This is a genomic window from Pedobacter changchengzhani (assembly GCF_004354365.1).
GTDB classification, from domain to species: domain Bacteria; phylum Bacteroidota; class Bacteroidia; order Sphingobacteriales; family Sphingobacteriaceae; genus Pedobacter; species Pedobacter changchengzhani.
Genome location: NZ_SJCY01000004.1, coordinates 129,814 through 153,021 on the forward strand (window position 1 = coordinate 129,814; position 23,208 = coordinate 153,021).

The window sequence follows — 23,208 nt, forward strand, 5'->3', positions numbered from 1 at the left end:
AATTAATTTATAAGTATGAAAAGGCGCGATTTTTTGGTTTTAGCTGGTGGTACAATCGTAATTGCGGGTGGTATGAGCTATTTGTTAAGTGATAAAAATAATTTTGTTAGGGATGACTTTAAAATCAAATTCTCTGATAATTTTTTGTTTAAACCTAATGAACGAGAAATTCTTTCTTTAGCTTCTCTCGCCCCTAGCGGGCATAATACGCAACCATGGTTTATAAAATACCTCGAGCCCTACCACTGGATTATTTGTAATGATAAAAGTAAATGGCTCCATGCTGTTGATCCAACGCAACGAGAAACCATACTTTCTATTGGGGCATTTATTCAAAACCTGAAATATGCGGCTGGTAATGCTGGTTACAATTGTGAGCTTGAACATTTGGCTTTGAGTAACCAAGATGAAAATATAATGTCGGTAAAATTGATTAAAGCTGAAAATGCCGTGGTATTTAATATTGATAAAATTATCAATAGAAGAACAATTAGGTCTAATTATTTAAGTGATTTGTTTACAAAAGAGGATACGGATGTACTTTTTAAGGATGATAAAGATTTTTTAAATTTTATACCTATTGGCTCAAAAGAATATCAATACTTAAATGAGCAAACCATCGTTGCTAATAAAATTCAATCTTATCGTGATGCAGCAGAGAAAGAACTTTCGGAATGGATTAGATTTTCAAAAAAGGATGCCGAGAAATATGGTGATGGTCTTACGCCTGCTAGTATGGAGATTGAGGGAATCGCTGGTTGGGTAGTCCGTAATTTTTATGATAGGCAAAGTGTAATGAAAAACAGTTTTAGGGATAAAAATATTGAAAATGTAATTAAACAGGTTTCTCAGTCGGCCGGATGGTTATTAATTACGAGTAAAGATAATGCTGTCGAAAGTTTATTGGAGGCTGGTATGCGGATGCAAAGGTTGTTTTTAAAAGTTAGAGATAGGGGAATCGCAGTCCATCCCATGACACAGATTTTAGAAGAAAAAGTTACCTCACAAACCGTAAACCAATCCATCGGTGTTAGGGATAATATACAATTTATTTTGCGTATGGGCTATGTAAAAGCGTACGCTAAGCCTGTTTCGTTAAGGCGACCAGTAGAATGGTTTGTGAAAATATAAGCATTAATAGAAACCTTGACAGGATAATTCTAGTCATTTGGGATTAAAAGAATTTAACAGGTTATCTGCTAATCATTCTATTTAAAAAAACACACCATGCGGTAAATAATTTAAAAAGCGCAATACAGTTTCGCCCCAAATTACAATCATTATCCAGGTGATAACTAACATGGTCATGCCGAATTTTGCCGAATCTACAATGCTGTATTGGTTGGTAGAATAAAGCAATGCTGCGGGTTTGCTATTAAACGGCAATACATATACATGCTCAATAAGTAAGGCCAAAGGGAAGGCTAAACTCATTATTGGGTAGCCGAATTTCTGTGCGACACCAATTGATATTGGAATAAAAATCAACGCTCGCATGGTTTTAGATTGAAATATAATCGAACTGAAAAGCATGGCGAAGGTTAATCCTAAGTATAACACCCAAAAAGGTGTCGAAGCCGTAATATTGAAATACGTAAATAAAGAGTCGATCAAACTTCCCGGCAGGTTTGTTGCATCAAGGCCTGCACCTAAAGCATAAGCGCCCGCCGAAAATAACATTAAATGCCAAGGAATATCAACGTCGTTCCATTTTACTACACCATATTTTGGCAATAAAGCTACAATTGCACCCATCAGGGCGACTGCGGTTTGAGAAATTCCGTGTTGTTTATCGGTTACCCATAAAATAAGTACAGAAACAAAAATCGCCAATGATTTATATTCATTAACGGTCATCTTGCCTAAACCGGCATATTCTTTTCGTAAGCGGTCCATTCCACCTTCAATTTGTGGCTGTTGCTCTTCTGCCGTCATCGGGAAGATAAATTTCGTACCCACAATCCAACCGATTAAAAGTAGAATTACACACAATGGAAAAGCTGCAATAAACCATTCTTGAAAGCCGAAAAACCGCTGACCCAATGCACCGGCAATCATGGATCCGGCTAGCAAATTTGCGCCAGAACCGGTGATGAAACCACTTGCACCTACATTATTTTGAAAAAGATTTTGCAAAACAATATTTCTACCAAAATTATTACGGTGATTTGAATTGGCGCCATAAATAGCAGCAATAACCATAAAAATTGGCAGTAGGATGGTGGCTTTAGCCGTTGTTGCAGAAACAAATACTGAAAGCACCACATTAATGATAATAAAACTGAAGAATATGCCTTGTGCACTTTTACCAAATTTGATTACAAACCAAAGGGCAAATCTTTTAGCGAGTTGGGTGGTTACCAACATGCTAGCCAGCACAAATGAAAGGATATTTAACCACATCACAGGGTGGCCCAACTGTGCATAAGTTACAGTTTCGGAGGTTACGCCCGTTACTACCATTAATAAGATAACAATTAATGAGGTAAGGTAATTCGGAATCGCTTCGGTTATCCATAAAATGATAGACGCTGCGAAAATCGCCAACATGGCATAATTTATTTTTACAAACTGCAAAGCACCGAGTTCTTTAAAGCGTTTTGCACTTGAAGCTTTTAGTGCCTCAAAATTTAGGTGACTAAGAAAAGAAAAATCGGCAATAAAGTAAATAAAAATAAAAACGACGATGGCCAGCGGCGCTCCGGCTATTTCCATCCATCTTTCAAAACCAATTTTCTCGATTTTTTTAAATTTCTCTACCCGATAATTATTCATATCGAGCGGGTCGAAAACGACCTCGTCCGATATAACATTATTGGCCTGTATTTTCTTTTCAGTCATTATTTTACCATTTGGAAAAAGGCGATTTCATTAACATTGCGTTGTAATACTTTTTATCTCCAGTTAACTCTTTGCCAATCCAATTCGGGCGGTCAAAAGCATCGTTTTCATTAGCCAATTCAATTTCGGCAACAACAAGTCCGTTGTTTTCGCCATGAAATTCATCTACCTCAAAAGTGCCTCCATTTGTTTTAACTTTATACCGCGTTTTATCAATTACGCCTGGTTCACACAACTTAATTAAAGCTTCGGCCTCATTAAGTGGCATTTCCTTTTCCCATTCGAAACGAGATGCACCAGATTGGTTGCCAATTCCCTTTATGGTAATAAAACCCGATTGATCTCTGATGCGAATCCGCACTGTTCTTTCTGGTACCGATGATAAATAACCTTGGATGATTTTCGAGCTTTCGAAAGCTTCTTTCTTGAAATCATTACCAATAACCAAAAATTTTTTCTCTATTTCTTGTGCCATTTTTTTTATTTTTTTATAGTTTTATTATTTATTCCAACAACTCGTTTTAAGGCTTGTAAATAGTTTACATTTTCCATTCCTGCTAAACCGATGTCTGCAATTGTTTTTTCTATATCTTCTATTTTGGTAGATTCTGAACTGATAGTTGAGATTTCTGCACCATTGATTAGCACTTTAGCAACTTCGCAAATTGTATTATTTACAAAATACGCAAACCGCTGTTTATGCACCTGTACCGGCAATACCTCTTGATACGAATGAATTAAATTTAAAAACTCATCATACGTATAGTTTTCTTTGTCTGAATTTTCGAGTTTTATACAAAGTGCCGGAAGAATTTCATTTACAAGCAACTCAGCTTTAATTGGAAAGGCCTCTTTTAAAACTGGTTCCCAAAGTTCGAAACCGTTAATTGCTTTTACAAAATTTTTAATATCGATTTTCCCATCTCGAATTTTAACACTGCTTTTATCATTTAAACGTGATAAAATGTAAATTTCGTCGCTATTTCTTTCCCAAATCTTTTCGGGAACAGGCATTGATAATCGAGCCATACGTTTTGCCGCATCGTCCAGTTTCTGCCCAAAAACCCGAAATTCAAATCTTGATTCTTGCAATGCTTCGTCTTTAATTTTTGAATCCATTTTATTGTTTTATTACGATTAATTGTTAGATGTTCCTTTTGTTGGCGTTGTAAATATCACAAAGTTTGTTGAGCCATCAGGTTGGCGACCATAAGATTTTTTACCCACTAAGCTTATTGATGAAAAATCTAGTGATGAAACCACTATGCCCGTTGTGTTTTCTAAATAAACGGCATCTCCTGAGCTACCTAATCCAAATTCTACAGCATACTCACCAGCAGTGTTCTCAGTTTTTAATACTAAAAATCCTTTAGCGGGAATAATTGTTCCGGAGTTTAAAATTCGTTTGGGTTTTGCGCCGGCCGAACTTTTTATTCCTTCATCATAAAAAGCATAGCCACTTAAATCAACAGCAATATCAGATCCATTGTAAATCTCAACCCAATCGGGATCTGTAGCGTCTTTTGTACCATCAGAAAATGCTTCGTTAATAAAAATCTTCACTGCGCTGGATACGCCAACCGTATAACTTGCCAATTTAGCTGGCGCATTGGAAGGAGATACCGTGGTAAAACCTCCGTTATTTTTTACTTCGATATAGTATTCTATTTTAGTATTTAAAGGAGATGCTGGTATTGTGCCGCTGAACATAAAGCCAGCGCCAGATTTCATTGTAACGGGTAAAAAAGTTGCCGAAGGCGATATTCTGTAATATAAAGTTGCCGACGTAATCCCTTTTAAATCTGTAATCTGGGCGTTTACGGTAACATCATCGGTAGATTTTGGCGCCTCTGGCATAATCGATACTTTATCTATTGTTGCAGGCCCATTATAAATTTCATCCTTTACGCATGCGCTAAAGAACATTAATGGCGTAAGGCCGATTAGTATAAAATTTTTGAGTTTCATAATTAAGTTATTTACAAATGAGGTTAAAAATCAATTTCGAAACGCACGCCGAGTTGATTGTATTTTTCGCCAGCTTTGCCACTAGCGTCGGCAACTTTTGTTGGGTCTTTTGTTAATACGCCGTTTATATCATAACCTACGAATAATTTGTTTTTTCCGCTTGCATATCGGTCGTGGTTAATGTTGCTAAAATTTACTTGAAATTTGATGTTTCTAGAAGTGTAAAAATTTACGCCACCTGTAAAGGCTTCGGCAGCACCACCGTAAACATCTTTATCATTTAAGTTGATGTAATCATAACGTACAGCTAACTCAACATCGCCCCATTTTTTACCCCTTACTGGTTGTGTAAACTCACCACCCGATTTATCGTAAACTTGTTTCCCTCCAAATAGAAGGTAAACTGCTTGAGCATAGTAGCCACCAAAATTTAATGTTGGCAAATTATTATCTCTTTTGGTGCGGTTGTTAATAATTTCGGTTTGAATGGCGAGACCTTTTAGGTAAGCGGCAAATTCGATGTTACTAAGCAATTGGTATTTATATCCGGGTATAAGGTCGGTATCGAGATATTTTTTGCGGTTAATTGAGCTAAGTGAACGGGCGCTATATCTAATATTGTCATATTCTGCAGGTGCAACATCGGTTTTTGGCTGGCGATAAGAATATCCGTAGGCTAAATGTACACCGTGGTCTTTATTGTTTCCAAACGGCTGAAAAACAAATTTACCGGTAAGAGAAATGCCTTGGTTCCGTCCGTAACTCTTGTTGTTATCTTCTACAAAGGTATTTGTTTCGGCATCTTTAACTTCTTGAAAGAAAACACCACCGGCCACTAAGAATTTCTTTCCATTGTATTCGGTTTCTAAACCAATATGGCGCGAAGGTGCGAAAGCAGAAGTGACCATCGATCTTTCCATAAATTTTAGGTAACGAGAAGTTGTGGATTTGGACATTGAAAACCGCTCTTTATAATTCCCCACGCGGGCTGAAAATCCATTTAGAAAATTATAATTTAAATAAGCATCTTTCAATTCTATTGCACCGTTTGCAAAATCTAAATCAATTTCACCATACCAGTTTTTGCCTAAGTTGGTTTTGGTGGCGAAACGAGCGCGACGAATGGTAACACCGTTGCCAATTGGGTTTAGTGTTTTACAAAGAAATATCTGCCCGTCGGTTTGTACCCGAATGTCGAACCACAGCCTGTAAAGCTGATCTTTCGATTCAAAAACTAAAATTCCATTTCTACTTTCAGCTGTCACCGGTACTCGGTCCACTACTTGGCCATAATGGTCAGTTCTTACAGTTGTATCCTGAACTACTTGGCTAAAACTTGCGGTAAAACATAGCGCAATGGCCATTGTTAGTAATGTTTTTTTCATGGTAGTTTTATTAATTAACGATAGTATAAAGATGCTAAACCCTTGCTTAAAGCGAAATGATACAAATCAAATTATGAGGTGATTCTAAACCATATTGACTATTTTTTCTAGTTAATTAAGGGTTGGAATAGCTGAGTAGCCGACAGATTTATAGTATTTGATGAATGGATACATTAGCAAGCGGACTAATTGAATAGGAGTGTTGATTAAGCACGTTTAAGTTAGGAGATTTTTATAATGCTAATTCGATTTTCTCATCAGGCAATACAAGCAATGGAATAGCTATATGTGTCGCCATTTTTTGGGTTTGACTTCCTTTTAAAATTATATCTATAAAATTGTGTGGACGATGTACCATAACTAACAAATTGATTTCTTCATCCATACAAAATAAATCTAAACCTGTTATCAAATGTTCGTTTTGGATGGACCTGTAACATATATTTGGATATTTTGTGTGCGTACTTATCTTAATTATTAAATCAGCATCAGCTTTGCTTACTTCGCTTTTTTCGTCGTGAACGTGTGCAATAAGAATTTGAGCAGAAAATGCATTTGCCATGTATATGATTTTAAAAATATCCTCACAATCTAGGTCTGGATATTCAAAACTGGTGGCAAAAGCGATTTTATCGAGATTTGAAAACAATTTCCCCGAAGGAACCAAAAGCAAAGGGCATTTGGTGGCATTAATCATGTTTTTACTGTTGTCATCGGCGAGAATGTTAGCAATTCCTTTATTGTGAATACCCATTACAATTAATGTTGGATGGTAAGAATCTGTTACGATTGAAACTACATCATCCAATCGACCAGTTTGGTTTATACAACTCACTTGTGGTTGAAAATCTCCGATAATATTTTCATCTTCAAAATCTTCTCTCAGTCGGGTAAGTTGCTTATCACTGTCGTCCATAACGCTATCGTATCCATCCATCGGCCAAACGATATCGCCAGCTACAGCAATTTGAGCTGGAATAATTACTGCATTGCATAAGATTACGTTTAACTTTAAAGCTTTTGCCAGGTGGTATCCATATCGTGCAGCATTATCGCCATTTGCAGAAAAATCGGTAAGTATAAGTAATGATTTCATGAAAGATATTTTAAATTAGAAAAATAATCTGCTTAGCATGCAGGTTCTCAAATGTGGTAAATTGTATCTGCTTAATTATGATAGGCATCATTTGTACACCTGTTGCTCATCATGTACAGTAAACCGTAATTCTGATTTTAATGGTACATAAATTAAGTTGATGCTTACGAATATCCACGGAAGTAGCACCAATATCGAACTAAAACCATCAAATATGTAATGTTGCTTTTTATTGTGGTTTCAGTTTTTACCTTTGATATTACCGATAAATATTATTTGTATGGCTTTGAAGCGAACATGTTGCCAATTTTCTTCGCTGTGAGTATGATGAAGATTTTTGTTAGGTAATGCTAATAAGTTAAACTGTTTTTTTTAGAATATAAATTATTAATGACGAGTTCTACTTTTAAAATAAAACATCTAAATTTTATCAATTTAATAACATTCTTAATTTTTTTTGGAGTTGTTATTTTTAAAACTGTACAAAAGTCAAAAGCTAATATAGAATTAGTTTCAACTGTGACCAGCGTAAAAAAGAGTACTAAATATAAAATAAACTATATAAGTGTTCAGTTTAAGAACAACGAGCGTATTGTAATTCGCGATCCATACTCTTTTTTTGATATAGAAGAATATTTATCAATCAAAATTGGGAATTCAGTAAGATATAGTTTATTCAATGATAAGGTTAGTGCCGTTACTAATTTGAAAAATAATAACGAGTTAGATGAGCTTTATTTTGTAATACAAGAAACCGATGGTTTTCAATTTTTAGTAATTGTCTTCCTCTTATCGTTTAATGCGTGGCAAATGGTAAAACTTGATGATTTTGCGGGAGTGGTTAATGTTAGTGAAACTCAATTAAAACGAAAAATATTTATTCAAAAGGCGAATGATCTCACAAAAAAATATGTGTTTATCACACTAGCAATTTTAAGCGTAATCGTTTTTTTTATTTATCAATTTTTTAGTTATGTTAAACAAAACCAGTTGTTTTTTGACAACATCTATTTTTACAAATATCTCATTTTTCTGTCTGGCTTACTAATTCCTCTACCTTTTATGATTGTAAATTATAGACTTTTAAAAAAGGTAGATTCATAAAAATATATATGTACGGTGAATCAAATTTGTGTAATAGATAGAGGCTTATCAGTAGGTTTAATATAAAAAACAACAAACATAAGTAATATGACAAACAGTTTTAATTGTCCGTAAAATTTTATTTTTTCAGAAGAAGGATTAAAAAGATTTATTGCTTATAGTTTTAAATAATAGCTACCTTAAAGAATGAAGACAATCATTAACAAACAACTATTACATAAAATACTGAGGGAAGTATTTTTGTGTAAATTCTTTTTGGTGACTTCAGTTTTAATTACGTTTTCCATTACTGCTAGTGCGCAAAAAACTAACAATATTGCGATTGGTTATTTAGAAAATTATGAAAAACTGCCTAAAATTAAGCTTGAGCAAACCACCGAAGCGGAATACAATAAGTATAAGATATCTGGTAAACCTGACTTACTAAAAATTAAAGAAACTGAAACTCATTTCACGCTTCCAACAAAAGTCAAAAAAATCAAACTTAAAAAAACCAATGGAGCGCTAAATGATTTTGATGGTTATGAATACCTTGGTTATTACCCCAAATTGAAAATGTATGCCATAACAGATAATTCGATTGCAGATAACTTAACCTTTAGTACGTTTGTGCTCATAGATAGTTTAACTGCACAAGATTACAGTATTGTCTCTATAGGCGATGGCGCTGTTGAAACACCAATTCAATCAATAAACAGCAACTATTTACTATATTATTATAACAGACCTTATCGTGGTGATGGGTGTTTCATTGGCTTGTTAGCAATAAACAAAAATGGAAGACCACAACATCGTTTTAAAGAAAAAATGAGCTTTAATTTTGAATCGAAAGGTTTCTCGGTAGAAGGAATTAAATGGGTTGATGATAAAAGTTTTATCGCAAAAACTTATGTTACTAAAATTGTGGATAACAAAAGTGTGAAAGAATTCAGTTTTTATAAGGCTATCATTAACTAAAAGAGAAGTTGTTTGTATTAAGAGCTAAATCTTTGTCAAAATAAAAATTAACTCAATATAATCAGTTAAAATAAATTTACCAAAGATGCAAAGTGACAAAATTTGACTAACACGTTGCGTTTAAAAAGAATTAAAAAATAAGCAAAAAAGGATTGTTATATTAAATCAGAAATTTTATACTATGAAGTTCAAATTGATTATTTGTTTATCACTGTTATTTATATCTGCTGGAGCGTTTGGCCAAAGCAAAAGCGTTTATGAAAAAGCAGTAGATTCATTCAACCAAAAAGGTGAGGAGGAAAAAATTATTCCATATTTAGAAGCCGAATTAAAAAAGCAACCTAAAAATGAAAATCTTTTACGGTTGATGGGCTACCAGTATCTGCAATTAAAAAACAATGAATTTGGAGAGAAGTACTACCGTGAAGCGTTAGTGGTAAATCCTGCTTGTGGGCGTTGTTACCTAAATATCGGGCGTATTTATGCACAGCGGAATGATTTCAAACAAGCACTAATTTATTTGGATAAAGCGGTAATTGCAGACCCAAAAGATGAATTGTTGCTATCTAATCGCGCAAAAATAGAAGAGATGAGTGGCGATAAATTTGGCGCTTTGGCAGATCATAATAGAGCCGTTGCGCTAGCACCCAAAAATGCTGATAGCTATACGGAAAGAGGTATTTACAACCTAAATCAAACATATAATGCGTTGGCTTTAGCCGATTTTAACAAGGCGATAACGTTAAATCCAAATAGTTCTTATCCATACTTTTACCTAAGTAAAATTAAATATGAGAACAATGATTTAGAAGATGCATTAAAGTCTATAAACCAAGCGATTTTGTTGGATGACAAACAGGGCATGTTATTTAATTTTCGTGGTAACATCTACACTGCCTTAAAACAGTACGAAAGTGCATTAGAAAATTATTCGGCAGCTATAAAGCTACATCCTGACGATTTTTCTAGTTATTTAAGTAGAGCAGGAGCTTATTATGGATTAGAAAATATGGATGCTGCATGCGAGGATTATACAATAGCGAAGAAGCTAGTTTCAAAGCAAAAAACCATTAGCCCAGAATTGTTAAAAAATATAGACGCATCAATCCTTGATCTCTGCGACGCCACCAAAGCAAGTTATTTTTACCAACGCGGTGTGGCTTTTTATAATTTGAAACAGTACGATAAAGCCCTGGAAATATACAAGATGGGGTTACAAAAGTTCCCAAAAAATGCCATGATTTTATCTTTTTTAGGGAATGCTTACTTGGCTCTTAAAGATTATCAGAACGCCAGTATAAACTATGAATCAGCATTGGCTAATAAATCCAACTTGATGACCGAATTGGCAAATAATATTCGTTATTCAAATTCAAGCGAGCAAGATCGACTGTCTTTCTATAAGGCTTCACTGGCTTCTATTTATTATAATATTGCAGAATGTCACATCTATAATGAAAAATTTGATGAGGCGTTAAATGCTATGGATGAAGCCATTTCCCTTGCGCCAAACATCGCCGGTTTTACAAAGGAAACTTATTACAATAGGAGGGGAAATATTTATTTAGAAATTAATAAATATGATTTAGCACAAGCTGATTTTAGCCAAAGCATAAACATGAATCAAAACTATGCGCCAGCATACATTAGCCGGGCGATTGCTAAAATTAGTGTAATAGAAAATGTCAAAAAATCTGATGCCATTATTAGTGCAAAATTACCTTACCAGCCTTTTCGTACCAATTGGGGCATAAAGTCTAAGAAGTCATCAAAAAACTCAGAACCGAGTATCATTTCTGCGTTGGAAGATTGCAATAAGGGAATCGGACTTGATGAAAATAATGGTTTTGCCTATTACATTAGAGGGCAAATTAAATCTTTTCTAGGTTATCCTGATTACTGTATTGATTTAATTAAAGCAAAAAAAATGGGCGTTGAAGTAGAAGCATCGCTTTTAGCGGGTTGTAATTAAAATCAAATAATTGGCAATTTTATTTAGTATTTATATTCATTAACTCGTTGTGAAAATCAATAAATTATAAAATCGAATCGTATTTATGTCAAACTTTAAACTTATGAAATTAAGCATGTCCTTCCTGTTAACTGTTTTAGGATTACAAAGTTGTAACGGTCAAGAAGTTAAAACCTTACCGGCAGAATTCGAAGAATATTCATTGTTGAATGCCAATCTTAAATCTGATAAATTTGAAGTGGTGTTGCTAGCAAAAGCTATGATTTACATGAGTCCTCATCCGATACGGTTATTTTATTGCCTTAACAATGTGGTGATTTTAGAAGAAGAAAGAGAATCTGACACTACGAATGGTGGTAATTGTTATTCTAAATTAGATGAAAATGCGAACGTTTTAGATAGCATTTATGTGCCAGCTGAGGGCGGAGAAGCTACTTTTTTTATTCGCGAATATATGATTCACACTCGTACTAAGGGAGATTGTGAGTACACTACATGGCCATTAAACGGGGATAAGACATCAAAAAAGATGGCTATTTTAAATGAAGATTTAACCTGGCCAGAGGAAAAAGTCATTGCAGAACAAGAAAAGCTTATAGCTAAAGCAGATTATTATTTTTATGATATTTCTTACTTTACCAATACAAATGACCAAAGTTGGAGCTTACAAAAGCTATTTTACTGCACAGATGGTAAATGGCAAATATTGTACAGGCCATTTCCTAAAACCATTTATTTAGATGCTGACCTTAAATATTCTCGTTATCGAGATGATTTTTACCGCAGTTCTAATGATGCACAAGAAGATTTTGCTACGCAAAAATTTACTTTAAAGTATTATCATAAAGAAAAGAAGTTAAAATACGAACATTCCATTGGTGGCGGGTCGCAAAGTTCTTCAGTTAAAGGCTGGATAGGTACTGGCTATATAGATATTCCTTTATTAAATGATACCCTAAAGATAAAGCAATCTCACTTTATCGTAGAAGAAGCTACGCCGGCTATTCCTAAAACACGTTATTTTTTGAGCAATGGCGAAGAAAGAGCTGTTTCTCCATTTAACATAAATATTTTCAAAGACCCTAAGCTTAACTATGCGCTGTATTCCGATAGTAAATATCGGGTTTACGCAATCAGAAAAAAGCAGAAATAAATGGTTAGCGGATGAATGTAAAATTAAAAATTGGACTTGTTTTTTTAGCGTTTAGCTTTTTGTTTTTAGGAATTAAAGTTGATGATAAATTTAACGATCATAACCGAGTTTTTAAACATATTTTAAAACCTCGTTGGGCATTTAAGACATGACAATAAAAATCATAAAAAAGTAAGAAAAACAAAAATGTAATTATAAATCTATGATCATGAAAATTAGTATCTCTTTCTTTTTAGCACTGTTCGGTTTGCAAAATTGTAAAGCTCAAAAAGATAAAACATTACCAGCAGATCTTAACGAATACTCGATTTTAGATACAAATCTTAAGTCCGAAAATTTGGAAGTGATATTGCTTACGAAAGAGGCAAGATATAGTGGTCCTATACGCCTATTTTACAGCGTAAATAAGCAAGTTATTTTAGAGGAAGATCTTTTTGGATATCGTTATACTAAATTAGATGAAAACGCCAACGTTATAGATACTTTGTTTGTTCCGTTAGAAGGCGGACAAAGGACCTGTTTCATTAGAGAATACGCAATACATAAGCGCTCTAAAGCAGATTATTATTATACCACGTGGCCGTTAAATGGAGATAAAACACGAAAAAATATGTCTGTTTTAAATGAAGATTTAAGTATGACAGATGAAAAAACTATTGAATTAGAAGAACAGCTATTGCGCAAAGCTGAGTATTATTTTTACGAACTTGACTATAGAACAAAAGCGAATTACGAGGTTAGTAGTACAAAAATGCTTTTTGCTTGTAATGATGGTAAATGGCAACTATTATATATTACATCACCAAAACGAATTGCTTACATTAAGGATGATCTTAAAAGCGATCGATATCGTGATGATTTCTATAAAAATTGGACACATGAACGTGATGATGAATATAAAAAGTTTACTTTAAAATATTTTATTAAAGAAAAAAAGGTTAAATACACTATGCCACAGGGTGGCCATTCTGGTGGTAGTTCAGGTGGTTACTCTGATAAAGCTTGGGCAGGCACTGGCTATTTTGATATTCCTTTGCTAAATGATACCCTAAAAATAATGCAATCGGACCTGATTGTAGAAGATGTGTCGCCTTTCCCTAAAAAGCGTTATTATTTAAGCAATGGTAATAACGAACCTCTTTCTTCATTTCATTTCAATATTACTACAGGTTCATCTCTAAATTATGCCATTTTGTCTAATAGTATTTGGCGAGTTTACGTTATAAGGAAAAAGCAGAAATAAACGGTTAGCGGATGAATGTAAAATTAAAAATCGCGCTTGTCTTCTTAGCGTTAAGCTTTTTGTTTTTAGGGGTTAAAGTTGACGATGAATTTAATGCTGCTTATTTATACTTTTGAGAATTATTATTCATCTTCTGATATACTTTAATTTTTACGAATATCCACGGAAGTAGCACCAATATCGAACTAAAACCATCAAATATGTAATGTTGCTTTTTATTGTGGTTTCAGTTTTTACCTTTGATATTACCGATAAATATTATTCGTATGGCTTTGAAGCGAACATGTTGCAAATTTTCTTTCTTATTGTTAATGCTATTCTTAGCTTTTTCTTGCACACAAAAAGAAAAGAACTCAACTGCTGTCGCAAAAAATCAGCACAATATATTGTCTGAAGATGATTTATCTACCATTATTGCTTTTGATACGCTGAGCACAGCGGCAACGCTCAAAAAAGTAGATGAAAAGCTTGCATCACTTCAAAATACCAAAAATGAAGACGGCGAAGCTTACTATAATTATTTCGCCGGCATAAAATTTCACTTGGAGAAAAAAAGAGACAGTGCAAAAATTATGTTCGAAAGCATTGTGCTGCCAAAAGATAATCAGGATCTTTTCTTTCTTAAAAACATCAGTTTACTAAACTTAAGTATTAATAACGGAGTAGCTGTAGAATCGGAGATTATGGATCGCATTCATCAACTAACAGAAACTGCGGAGACCCAAAAAAGCAAATTAACCTATAAACTTTACGATTTGTTGGCAAAAGCTTATTATCAAAATCATGATGATAAAACATCTTTGCAGTATGTAGAAAAATATTATGCCAATCATCCGTTTAAAAATCACCCAATTATAGTACAAAGGTACTACGACATTTCTTTTATGTTGGCTTCTAGAATGAGCAATTATGAAAAAATGTTAGCCTATAATGCAAAAGCTCGAAAGCTTGCGCTAAGTATAAAAGATAGTTTGGCAATTGCACGTACTTATGATAATGAGGCGCAGATTTACGGTAGGCAGTTGGATTACGTAAAGGCGTTGACTTACAGTAAAATTCACACTAATTATCTTCTCAAAACAGATAACATTAACGATGTAGCTTATTATAACTTAGCCATAAGTTTCCAAAAAAATAAAAAAGTAGATTCCGCTATTTACTATTATAAGCAAGCAATTGCCTTGAATCAAAAATTAGCGCCAGGTAAACCAAAATATTTTTATTACACGGGTTTAATGGATGCCTACAAACTGCAGGGCAATTATAAATTGGCGTTGGCATCTTCTGAAGAAGCAAATGCTATACAATTAAAAACAATTAAGGAAATTGAAGCGGTAAAGGTTGCAGAAATTAAGGAAAAGTACGAAGCGGAAAAAAAGGATAAAAATATTGTTGCATTACAAAGCAGAAATAAGCTTAGCGAAAAGGTTATTGAGCAACAAAAAGTAACTATGATTTTATCGTCGTTAGTGTTTTTAGCGGTTATTACATTTTTGTATTTTAGTTATCGGCAACGCCAATTAAAGCAGAAAAATAAATTGCTAAACCTAGAAAATAAGAGATTAAACATGGAGCAGAAGTTGTTGCAGGTGCAACTTAATCCACATTTTATCTTCAATTCTATTGCCAACTTACAAAGTTTAGCCTCTGCGGGTAATACAAAAGATACCGTACGTTATCTAAATGTTTTTTCCGGACTTTTACGCAATATTTTAGAGCAAAGTCGTAAAGATTTTATCACTTTGGAAGAAGAGGTTGCAACTTTAGAAAACTATTTAAAACTGCAGCAAATGCGGTATAAAGATTTGTTTGATTATAAAATTACCACCGCCAATACCGTTTATTTGCCAGGCATTTTAATACCGCCAATGCTGATACAGCCATTTGTGGAAAACGCAATTGAGCATGGTTTTAGAAACATTGATTATAAAGGTTTGTTAACATTAAATTTTAGTGTAGAAAATGAACAATTGATCATTGTTGTTGATGACAATGGAAAAGGTATCGAAATTAAAAATCCAAACGATCAGAAAAAACAATCGCTTGCCGGCGTAATCCTTAAAGAAAGATTGGATGTGATTTTTAATTCGCAAGGACAAAACGCAAAATACGAACAAACGGATAAAAAACAATTAGGCAATCATGGTTATGTGGTCAGGATTTCTATACCAGAATTAAAAGATTAATTTGAATAATATGCAAATGAAACTCTATATTATCGAAGATGAAGTGTTGATCCTAAACCATTTAGTAGAAATGGTTAAGAATATTCCATTTATCGAACTTTTAGGTACTTCGCCAAGTGTGGCAAAATCTGCTCAAGAAATTCCATTACTTAAACCGGATATGGTTTTGGCAGATATAAGATTGAAAGATGGCGATAGCTTTCAGTTATTTGATGAAATTGGAATAGAAGATTTCCAAGTGATATTTTTGACTGCTTATGACCAATATGCAATACAAGCACTAAATATGGGCGCTTTTGGTTACCTGCTTAAACCGATAGATGAGGTAGAATTAACCAATTTATTAAGTAAATGTTTCCACCATAAAGAACAGGAGCGTGCAAACCAGCAACAGTTGGCAATTGCAAGAGAAAACTATTTGGCAAATGGCGTTTCTACCTTAAAACGCATTGCCTTAAAAAGTATGGAATTTATTGAGGTGGTGCCAATAGAAGACATTGTTTATTGCAAAAGCGACAAAGGTTATACTTCATTTTTTCTTAAAAATAAACGAGAAATTGTAGTTTCTAAAGGCTTAAAAGAATACGAAATACTGTTGACAGCACATGGATTTTTGCGCTGTCATCAATCTTACATGGTTAATTTTCTGTATGTGAATAAATACTATAAAGAAGGCTATTTGCAATTGTTGGATAAAGAAAGTATTCCCGTTTCTGCCCGTAAAAAAGAAGAAGTGCTGCGGTATTTAGAAAATATCGCTTAAATGGAACCAAGTTATATCGTAAATTTCGAGCGTAAATTAGCGATTAGGAAATATATTTTTTTCGGCTTTCTGTTGGTGTTGCTTTTTGGTATTCCACTTTGGTTTTATATAGATGCTTCTTTAGAAACTGCTAGTTTTGGGGATAATTTAGATGTCGATACGTACAATGCTAGAACGAATGATGCCATGTTATTTACATTTATTATGCTGTTCCTTATGTCAGTATTTGTTGTACCAACTCTTTTATACATAAATCGTTATTTTAATCGCTATCAAACGGTATTAAATCAACTTAAACCTAAAGAAATTGAAACCCTAAAAACTATAAACGATGCGCTGTATGCACGCTAACTTATTACCCACTATATGGAGCACATTTAATATAATAAGATAGTGATGGATAAGGTAGTGATGGTTGGTGATAACACCAACCAGAAGCAAATTAAATCAGTTGAAGATGTGGTTAAATAATAGTGCTAAGAATTCTTAACAAGATTTTACAATTATTTTGAAAAACAATGTCAGTGAACAATGGCTAAACCCGTCCCGCTAATGCTCCAAGCTCGTGAAAAACTCACTTTCCACGAATATCGGGTTTAAGGTACAAAGCATCAAGCTTTTGGCTTGGGCTTGTTGCCTAGCAATTGTATATAGCTTATGCCCGCGAGTAGCAAAATCTTTGGTGTTATCACCAACCACTAAAATTCTTATGTTGCTAATTATGCACGCTAACTTATTACCCACTATATGGAGCACATTTAATATGATAAGATAGTGATGGATAAGGTAGTGATGGTTGGTGATAACACCAACCAGAAGTAAATTATTTATCTGTTAAAATTTTTCATTTCAATATGGTCCTGGAGATGTCGCTTTTCCATCGCACTATTTAATGCATTGTAAATTTTTTTGAAATATCTTCGGGACATATACATATCAAAATAGTGCGTATTTTGAATCTCCAATGCTCTATCATCTGTTTTTAGTTTAATCCAGAATTTGGTAATGTGCTTAAATTTCACTTCACCAAAAGTGTTATCGTTGTATGGTTCTACCGAATTTGGTCCAAATACAAATACGTTTTCTTCGAGATTGAATATCTGCCTCTTAAATAACGTAATGTAGGTTACACAATCAGTTGTGATGATAAACTTTTGTGCAATGCCTAAGATAGCATAGATGACAATGACGAAAAATTGTATTAGAAAAAAGTAGTAATATTTTATTATCGTGTTTAAATCGTGGTAAATATTGAGCAATATAAGTTCGATAATTAAAGCACACGAAAAAAAAATGACGAATTTAAAGTACAAACCGTTTGGGTAAAAGATTTTTTTCATTATGGGATGATTTACAGGGATGGATGATGTAAAGTAAAAATACTTTTTTTTATGAAAAAATTCTCACTATTTAAATTTTTATTGGTTTTCTTTTTAAAAATGGTTTGCATCTATAAAATGATGGCGTAATCGGCAAATGTATTTGCAAGAAAAAATGGCAATTTACTTAGCTCGGGGTAACTAATTAAATATTTCCGCCCCAAAGGTTAACTGTAGTTTTGTGTTAGTGCTTCAGTTATCTTGTCTCCATAAATCGAGATCACGGTTTTTACAGTAGAGAAGAACCTGATCGCGAAAATTCGAGACAGCATGACGATAGGTTAAAATACAATCTCAATTTACGATGATTGGCAACGCAACAATTATAAAATCCATGTTATCGAGCTCAGCTCGATATGTAGTTGCAAGAAAAATTTTATATCGTTATTCATCTATCTGATTTTGCCCGACCGAGATGCAGATATTATTCCGTAAATTGCTTGAAATATAACAGAGAAAGCAATTACCAATATGGTTCGAGCAATTTCTTATCAATGGAAATAAAATGATTTTAATAATTTTTTAAAATGGAAAAAGTAGATAGGAATATCCTTGATTTCAAAGACTCGGACTCAATGCTTAGAATTGTTGTTGATTTATATAAAGAAATTTGGAATGACTCAACAAAATGGAAAGAAAACGCTTTTAAAATGGAGCAAAATTTAAATGGATTATCGGCGGTAAATCCAAATGATACCAGAGTATTGACTAATCTTGGCGCACTATATTCGTTAAAAGGAGAACACAAACAAGCGCTGGAAGTATTACTAAAAGCGGAAAAACTGAATGCTACAGATGCCAATCTTTACAGCAACATTGCAATTGCAAAAATGAATATGGAGGAAGAAAGAAATAATGCAAAGGAATATTTTGAAATGGCTAAAAAATTAAAACCTAACGAATTGACAATAGAGTCTTATTTTGACCCTCAAGGATATTAAAATGATAACGATCGACAAAGCAATAGGAAAAACGTTTATATCTGGCCCTTTAGCAAAGACTGACATCCATAATGGAGGAACTATTTTTGGAATTATTTATTATCAATATCTCGAATTTATTTCTAAAACTGAAGTAAGAATAACCAATAAGGTAACTTTTAATAGAGGAATGAGAGAGGGGCAATATTCCAAAGAAAAGGAAATTTGGGTGGGTGCTTGTTCATTAGATAGCGACAAAAAACATATAAAATGTAATTTGAGTTATATGAATTTGAAGAAGACATTATATGTAGATTTTATAGATGAAGAAACGCTATTGTGTGCAGAATACTTTATGGATGATTTCAACGGCGAAGGAAAGGTATTTTTATGTTCAACTATTTATTAAAATTACTCTCTTCAATATGATCCTGAAGCTGATTATTTTCCATCGCGAGATTTAATGTATTGTGAACTGCCGAAATTTTATTTTTTAGTCACTTATTGCTAAATATAATAAGATTTTATTTGCTGTATATTATTCCTAGAAATCCTTTGTGTATAGGCTCTTCAAAAATCTTGTTCTTCGTTTTATAATATTTATATTTCCAAAAAATATCAACAGTTGTTTCTAGTGTGTTTTCTTTACCAGTTATATTATCTTTAATTGTTATGTTTTGATGTGCACCTTTGCCACTATCCTCGTAAGCACCAATAACGGTTGCATGTGGTACAAATGCTGTCGAATTATCAAAACCAACATTTACCATCATCACCGTAAAACGGATTATTGCAATAAATAGCAAGCCTATAAAAAACAACATAAAGATAAAACCTCCAACAGCGGTTTTTTTTGGTTCTTTTACATCCTCATTGTTTCTAAAATCTTTTTGTAAATATTTATATAGAAAAATCGAAGCGAAAATTGCTGGCAATACTGTTATTTTTATACTTAGCCAGTTGAGTGTATCAGCATCCCAAATAGAATAGAAAAAATAATTAAAATCAGTAAGAAAAATTGCTAATGCAACGGTAATTATAATAAATCCTAAAACCAAAAGTCCTGTTTTAATTGATTTTTTACTGAAATTATTTTCTTCTGTATTCATAATATATTTTATGTTGAGTTAAAGGCTACTAATAGTAATGATGGATCTCTTAAAAAAAAATCAATTTAATCTCTCTAAGTAAAAGTATCTTATTCTATTTTTTGCGTCAATTAAAGTGTGTTGTCATTTTATGATAAATCGGTTCAAAATATTATAAAGTTTTGCATCCCTCAATGTTTTAAAGTGCTTATTGTTGGCTGTTTTTTACCGATTTTTTGGTTTTGATAAGTTTTTTTACCTGTGTTTCACTCCATTTCCATATATAGTCTCCTTCTTCGATGGTATTTTTTTCCTTATTATACGTTACTGTTTTAGGGTTTGCACCAGGTATAATGTTTACACCTTGATATACGTGGTTTTTGTCTTTTGCAAACCAAACGGCATGTTCTTTTTCGAAAGTATCAAAGCTAGCAACATCGGCATTTTGAATTTTAGTTCCATCAAAATAAACCACCCCATCTATTGTGAAATAATCTTTGTAGCAGTACATCTTTACCGAAGCCGGGTTTACTATCGGAAATTCAAGGATTCCATCTACATTAGTACCAATTTCTCCATAGAAATAAAAATATTTATCAGTTCGAATAACATCTCCGCTTAAAACAAAGTACTTACTATTTAGTGGATTTCTGTTTGGCATTTTCATTAATCCTTTGTTATATTCGTAGTGATAAATATAATTTTTATCGTAATAAATGTAAGGGGTAATTAAGTTAAATGTGGCGTGATCTACATCCGCAACTGTATCTCTTAAAAAGTAGTGTTTATCGTCTTTTTTCCAATAATAGTTAAGTGCATCATGCTCATCGTTATTTAGCGTAATTGTTTTATAAGTAGCAGGGTTTGCGCCTTCTAATATTTTAAGTTTGCCTCCATATACCGTTAAATAGACATGGTTTTTATCTTTTAAAATATAATTTTTCTCGCTCTTAAAGGTAGCATAATCTACATTATCAATACTATTTGTACCCCAAAATATGTGGTTCTTGTCTTTTGCAAATCCATTTTCTAATACAACAAAAGTTTTTGCATCTGCAGTCACTTTAATCCAATCGTAATCCCAAAGTTGCGAAACATCGGGTGCGGTGGAATGTCTGTACCAAATATTCTTTTTAAAAAGAGAATAATAATATCTGCTTTTTGGTTTAGATTTATCTACCAAGCCACCTTTATTGCAAGATGTTAGCAAAAAGATAGATGTGAGGCAGAATAGTATATAATTACTTTTCATTTAAAAATTAGTATTGTTTACAACCATTGTTCTACTTGTTATCATCGCTATTAAATTAACGGTTTAATTTGCAATTTACTATTTGTTTTTTCTCGAAGGCGCCGGGGCAATAACCGGCATGTTTTCATTAATTTTTATACTTAATAATAGATCTTTCTGCTCAATTGTGTAGTCGTAACGTTTGTTAAAAAAGTACTGATAGTAGCGCAGGGAGTTTTTTGCTCTTCTTAATTCAGCCACATTATCGGGGAGACCTACTATTGTTAAAGATTCCACATACCCTTTTTTTGTTTTTGGTTTCGTTAATTCGAAATATATAGATGGAGGATTCCCATTGCTAATAAAACTACTGGTGTAAGTACCTGTAAATGTTTTTTGGGAAGCTAACGTTACCTTAAAATTTGCATCATCTAAAAATTCTACCTTGTTATTGTATTTCTTTTCTTCACTCATTTTTATGCCCACAACATATTCGTCAGGGTTTGATTTATCTTCCTGTAAATCGGTATCAAAATACCAGGTACTGTTTTGTAGCGGGTAACTGTCGTTGTTTCTAAAAACTCCTCCTTTTTCGGCTAAACTATTTTTACAAATAAAACTTAAGAGCGTATATTTTTTTCCTTTAAAGAGGCTGTTTCTTTTAATTTCTATTTGATAACTGATGTTCGGAAACTTTTTTTCGAACAGATTTTCGTTTACTTTGTCGAGACCGGATTTTCCTGCTCTATTGGCAAAGCGAGTTAAATCTGTTGCCACGGTATAATAATCTATCCTAATGGTCGTGGTATTTCCTTTATTGTTTGCAGAAAATTGAACCACCTCTGATGATTTTTTATTCACATACAAACTATCGTCCATCCGATCAAAACCTTTTTCAATGAGTTGATAGTCATTGATGTTAATGATTTTGCTTTTAGGCAAATTTTCATCAGTTATCAATGAAATTAAATTTAACGGGTAAAATTCTTGCGCAAAGCTGTTGCTCGCAATGAGCATAAAAATGGCAACAATGCTGTATGTTATTTTCTTCATGTTTTACTAAATTGACAGTGCTTGTTTTAATTTTTTGAGATCGCTACTAAAAATGTCCAAATCTTGCTCAACTGAATTGCTTTTTGAACTATTTCTGGTAATCACCAATTTGTGATAGGTTTTTTTAAATGTCGAAACAATTGGTCTATCGGCAATCGGAAGATCATAATCAGCAATGCTGAACTTAAATATTTTAAACGGATACATCTTTTTCCCGATACGCACACCATTCACAGATACGGTACAAAGATTATTTCGATAACTGGCAAATAGTAATAACGGTAACAAGATAAAGCCAAACATACTGAACGCACCTAGGCTAATGACCGAACCAGTGCCGTTGATAATATTCATTAGATTTACGAATGATGCGTAACCTAGAATAGTGGACAACAGACTGTAAAATATCACCAATTTTTTCGATAGACAAACTTTATAGATCATGAGTTATAATTTTGGATAACCTCTTTGAGGTTTTTAATGTTTTTGCTGAACATGGCTAAATCTTCTTGGAAAACTATTCTTTGATCTCCTTTTCTCCTCACTTCAAACGTTTCTTTGGTTTTTTTAAACGAAGAGAACAGTGGTCTATCCTTAAACGGAACGTCGTATTTTACGATCGCAAACTGATAGTTAGCTGATGGGTAAAATTTTTTGCCCACTTTAATACCATCATTTTTAGCAGTAAGCAAGTTATGATAATAGGTAGCAAATGCACCTATTGGAATTAAAATAAAACCTCCTAATGCAAATGCGCCGTAGCCAACAACGCCACCAGTATCATTGATGATATTCATCAAATTATTAAAAGAGGCATAGCAGATAATTGGGCAGATTGCAACCAAGGATATCACATTGATTTTCGATAG

General features: G+C 33.3%; 24 protein-coding genes. 12 read left to right on the top strand and 12 right to left on the bottom strand.

Annotated features, from left to right (window positions below; translation table 11 throughout):
• Positions 1-15 precede the first annotated feature (15 nt).
• Positions 16-1,131 carry an Acg family FMN-binding oxidoreductase gene (locus tag EZJ43_RS07675; RefSeq protein WP_133262119.1) on the top strand — a complete coding sequence of 372 codons (1,116 nt, stop codon included), beginning with the start codon at positions 16-18 and terminating at the stop codon, positions 1,129-1,131.
• Positions 1,132-1,212: 81 nt separating this feature from the next.
• Here EZJ43_RS07675 and EZJ43_RS07680 read toward each other — a convergent pair whose 3' ends face one another.
• The 6 genes from EZJ43_RS07680 to EZJ43_RS07705 all read right to left on the bottom strand — a co-directional run bounded on the left by EZJ43_RS07680 (position 1,213) and on the right by EZJ43_RS07705 (position 7,290).
• The gene (locus EZJ43_RS07680) at positions 1,213-2,841 is read right to left on the bottom strand and encodes an SLC13 family permease (RefSeq protein ID WP_207924589.1); all 1,629 of its coding nucleotides are present in this window, start codon (positions 2,839-2,841) and stop codon (positions 1,213-1,215) included.
• A 4-nt stretch (positions 2,842-2,845) separates the two neighbouring features.
• Positions 2,846-3,316, bottom strand: coding sequence for a CYTH domain-containing protein (locus EZJ43_RS07685; protein WP_133262120.1), 471 nt, complete (start codon positions 3,314-3,316; stop codon positions 2,846-2,848).
• A gap of 5 nt (positions 3,317-3,321) precedes the next feature.
• A complete protein-coding gene (locus tag EZJ43_RS07690) occupies positions 3,322-3,960 on the bottom strand; it encodes a hypothetical protein (RefSeq protein WP_133262121.1) in 639 nt (212 codons plus the stop codon).
• 18 nt (positions 3,961-3,978) lie between these two features.
• Entirely contained in the window at positions 3,979-4,809 is an 831-nt protein-coding gene (locus EZJ43_RS07695) for a lamin tail domain-containing protein (RefSeq protein ID WP_133262122.1), read from the bottom strand.
• 23 nt (positions 4,810-4,832) lie between these two features.
• Positions 4,833-6,194 carry an OprO/OprP family phosphate-selective porin gene (locus tag EZJ43_RS07700; protein ID WP_133262123.1) on the bottom strand — a complete coding sequence of 454 codons (1,362 nt, stop codon included), beginning with the start codon at positions 6,192-6,194 and terminating at the stop codon, positions 4,833-4,835.
• A gap of 232 nt (positions 6,195-6,426) precedes the next feature.
• Entirely contained in the window at positions 6,427-7,290 is an 864-nt protein-coding gene (locus tag EZJ43_RS07705) for a universal stress protein (RefSeq protein ID WP_133262124.1), read from the bottom strand.
• Positions 7,291-7,509: 219 nt separating this feature from the next.
• Here EZJ43_RS07705 and EZJ43_RS17540 point away from each other — a divergent pair, with 219 nt between their 5' ends.
• From EZJ43_RS17540 to EZJ43_RS07745, 9 genes are all read left to right on the top strand, one after another.
• Positions 7,510-7,638 (top strand): hypothetical protein, encoded by a 129-nt coding sequence (locus EZJ43_RS17540; RefSeq protein WP_262708857.1) that lies wholly within the window; start codon positions 7,510-7,512, stop codon positions 7,636-7,638.
• Between the two features lie 42 nt (positions 7,639-7,680).
• Positions 7,681-8,394 carry a hypothetical protein gene (locus EZJ43_RS07710; RefSeq protein WP_133262125.1) on the top strand — a complete coding sequence of 238 codons (714 nt, stop codon included), beginning with the start codon at positions 7,681-7,683 and terminating at the stop codon, positions 8,392-8,394.
• A 186-nt stretch (positions 8,395-8,580) separates the two neighbouring features.
• Entirely contained in the window at positions 8,581-9,351 is a 771-nt protein-coding gene (locus EZJ43_RS07715) for a hypothetical protein (RefSeq protein ID WP_133262126.1), read from the top strand.
• 181 nt (positions 9,352-9,532) lie between these two features.
• Positions 9,533-11,323, top strand: a complete 1,791-nt coding sequence (locus EZJ43_RS07720) for a tetratricopeptide repeat protein (RefSeq protein ID WP_133262127.1) — start codon at positions 9,533-9,535, stop codon at positions 11,321-11,323.
• A gap of 103 nt (positions 11,324-11,426) precedes the next feature.
• A complete protein-coding gene (locus EZJ43_RS07725) occupies positions 11,427-12,476 on the top strand; it encodes a hypothetical protein (protein ID WP_133262128.1) in 1,050 nt (349 codons plus the stop codon).
• A 208-nt stretch (positions 12,477-12,684) separates the two neighbouring features.
• Positions 12,685-13,719 (top strand): hypothetical protein, encoded by a 1,035-nt coding sequence (locus EZJ43_RS07730; protein WP_133262129.1) that lies wholly within the window; start codon positions 12,685-12,687, stop codon positions 13,717-13,719.
• 311 nt (positions 13,720-14,030) lie between these two features.
• Complete coding sequence (locus EZJ43_RS07735; RefSeq protein ID WP_243718062.1) at positions 14,031-15,905, top strand: histidine kinase; 1,875 nt, start codon at positions 14,031-14,033, stop codon at positions 15,903-15,905.
• Positions 15,906-15,921: 16 nt separating this feature from the next.
• Positions 15,922-16,668, top strand: a complete 747-nt coding sequence (locus EZJ43_RS07740) for a LytR/AlgR family response regulator transcription factor (protein ID WP_133262130.1) — start codon at positions 15,922-15,924, stop codon at positions 16,666-16,668.
• Entirely contained in the window at positions 16,669-17,019 is a 351-nt protein-coding gene (locus EZJ43_RS07745; protein ID WP_133262131.1) for a hypothetical protein, read from the top strand.
• A gap of 476 nt (positions 17,020-17,495) precedes the next feature.
• Here the strand turns inward: EZJ43_RS07745 and EZJ43_RS07750 are convergent, their stop codons facing one another.
• Positions 17,496-18,008 carry a hypothetical protein gene (locus tag EZJ43_RS07750; protein WP_133262132.1) on the bottom strand — a complete coding sequence of 171 codons (513 nt, stop codon included), beginning with the start codon at positions 18,006-18,008 and terminating at the stop codon, positions 17,496-17,498.
• Between the two features lie 566 nt (positions 18,009-18,574).
• On the opposite strand from EZJ43_RS07750, the gene EZJ43_RS07755 reads away from it, so the two are divergent.
• A complete protein-coding gene (locus EZJ43_RS07755) occupies positions 18,575-18,988 on the top strand; it encodes a hypothetical protein (protein ID WP_133262133.1) in 414 nt (137 codons plus the stop codon).
• Position 18,989: 1 nt separating this feature from the next.
• A complete protein-coding gene (locus EZJ43_RS07760) occupies positions 18,990-19,376 on the top strand; it encodes a hypothetical protein (protein ID WP_133262134.1) in 387 nt (128 codons plus the stop codon).
• 115 nt (positions 19,377-19,491) lie between these two features.
• On the opposite strand, the gene EZJ43_RS07765 is transcribed toward EZJ43_RS07760, so the two are convergent.
• The 5 genes from EZJ43_RS07765 to EZJ43_RS07785 all read right to left on the bottom strand — a co-directional run bounded on the left by EZJ43_RS07765 (position 19,492) and on the right by EZJ43_RS07785 (position 23,136).
• Positions 19,492-20,076: a hypothetical protein gene (locus tag EZJ43_RS07765; protein ID WP_133262135.1), complete on the bottom strand. Its 585-nt coding sequence runs from the start codon at positions 20,074-20,076 to the stop codon at positions 19,492-19,494.
• 187 nt (positions 20,077-20,263) lie between these two features.
• Positions 20,264-21,307, bottom strand: a complete 1,044-nt coding sequence (locus tag EZJ43_RS07770; RefSeq protein ID WP_133262136.1) for a DKNYY domain-containing protein — start codon at positions 21,305-21,307, stop codon at positions 20,264-20,266.
• Positions 21,308-21,385: 78 nt separating this feature from the next.
• Positions 21,386-22,339, bottom strand: coding sequence for a hypothetical protein (locus EZJ43_RS07775; protein WP_133262137.1), 954 nt, complete (start codon positions 22,337-22,339; stop codon positions 21,386-21,388).
• 6 nt (positions 22,340-22,345) lie between these two features.
• Positions 22,346-22,693, bottom strand: coding sequence for a hypothetical protein (locus EZJ43_RS07780; RefSeq protein WP_133262138.1), 348 nt, complete (start codon positions 22,691-22,693; stop codon positions 22,346-22,348).
• 86 nt (positions 22,694-22,779) lie between these two features.
• A complete protein-coding gene (locus EZJ43_RS07785; protein ID WP_133262139.1) occupies positions 22,780-23,136 on the bottom strand; it encodes a hypothetical protein in 357 nt (118 codons plus the stop codon).
• Positions 23,137-23,208: the final 72 nt, after the last annotated feature.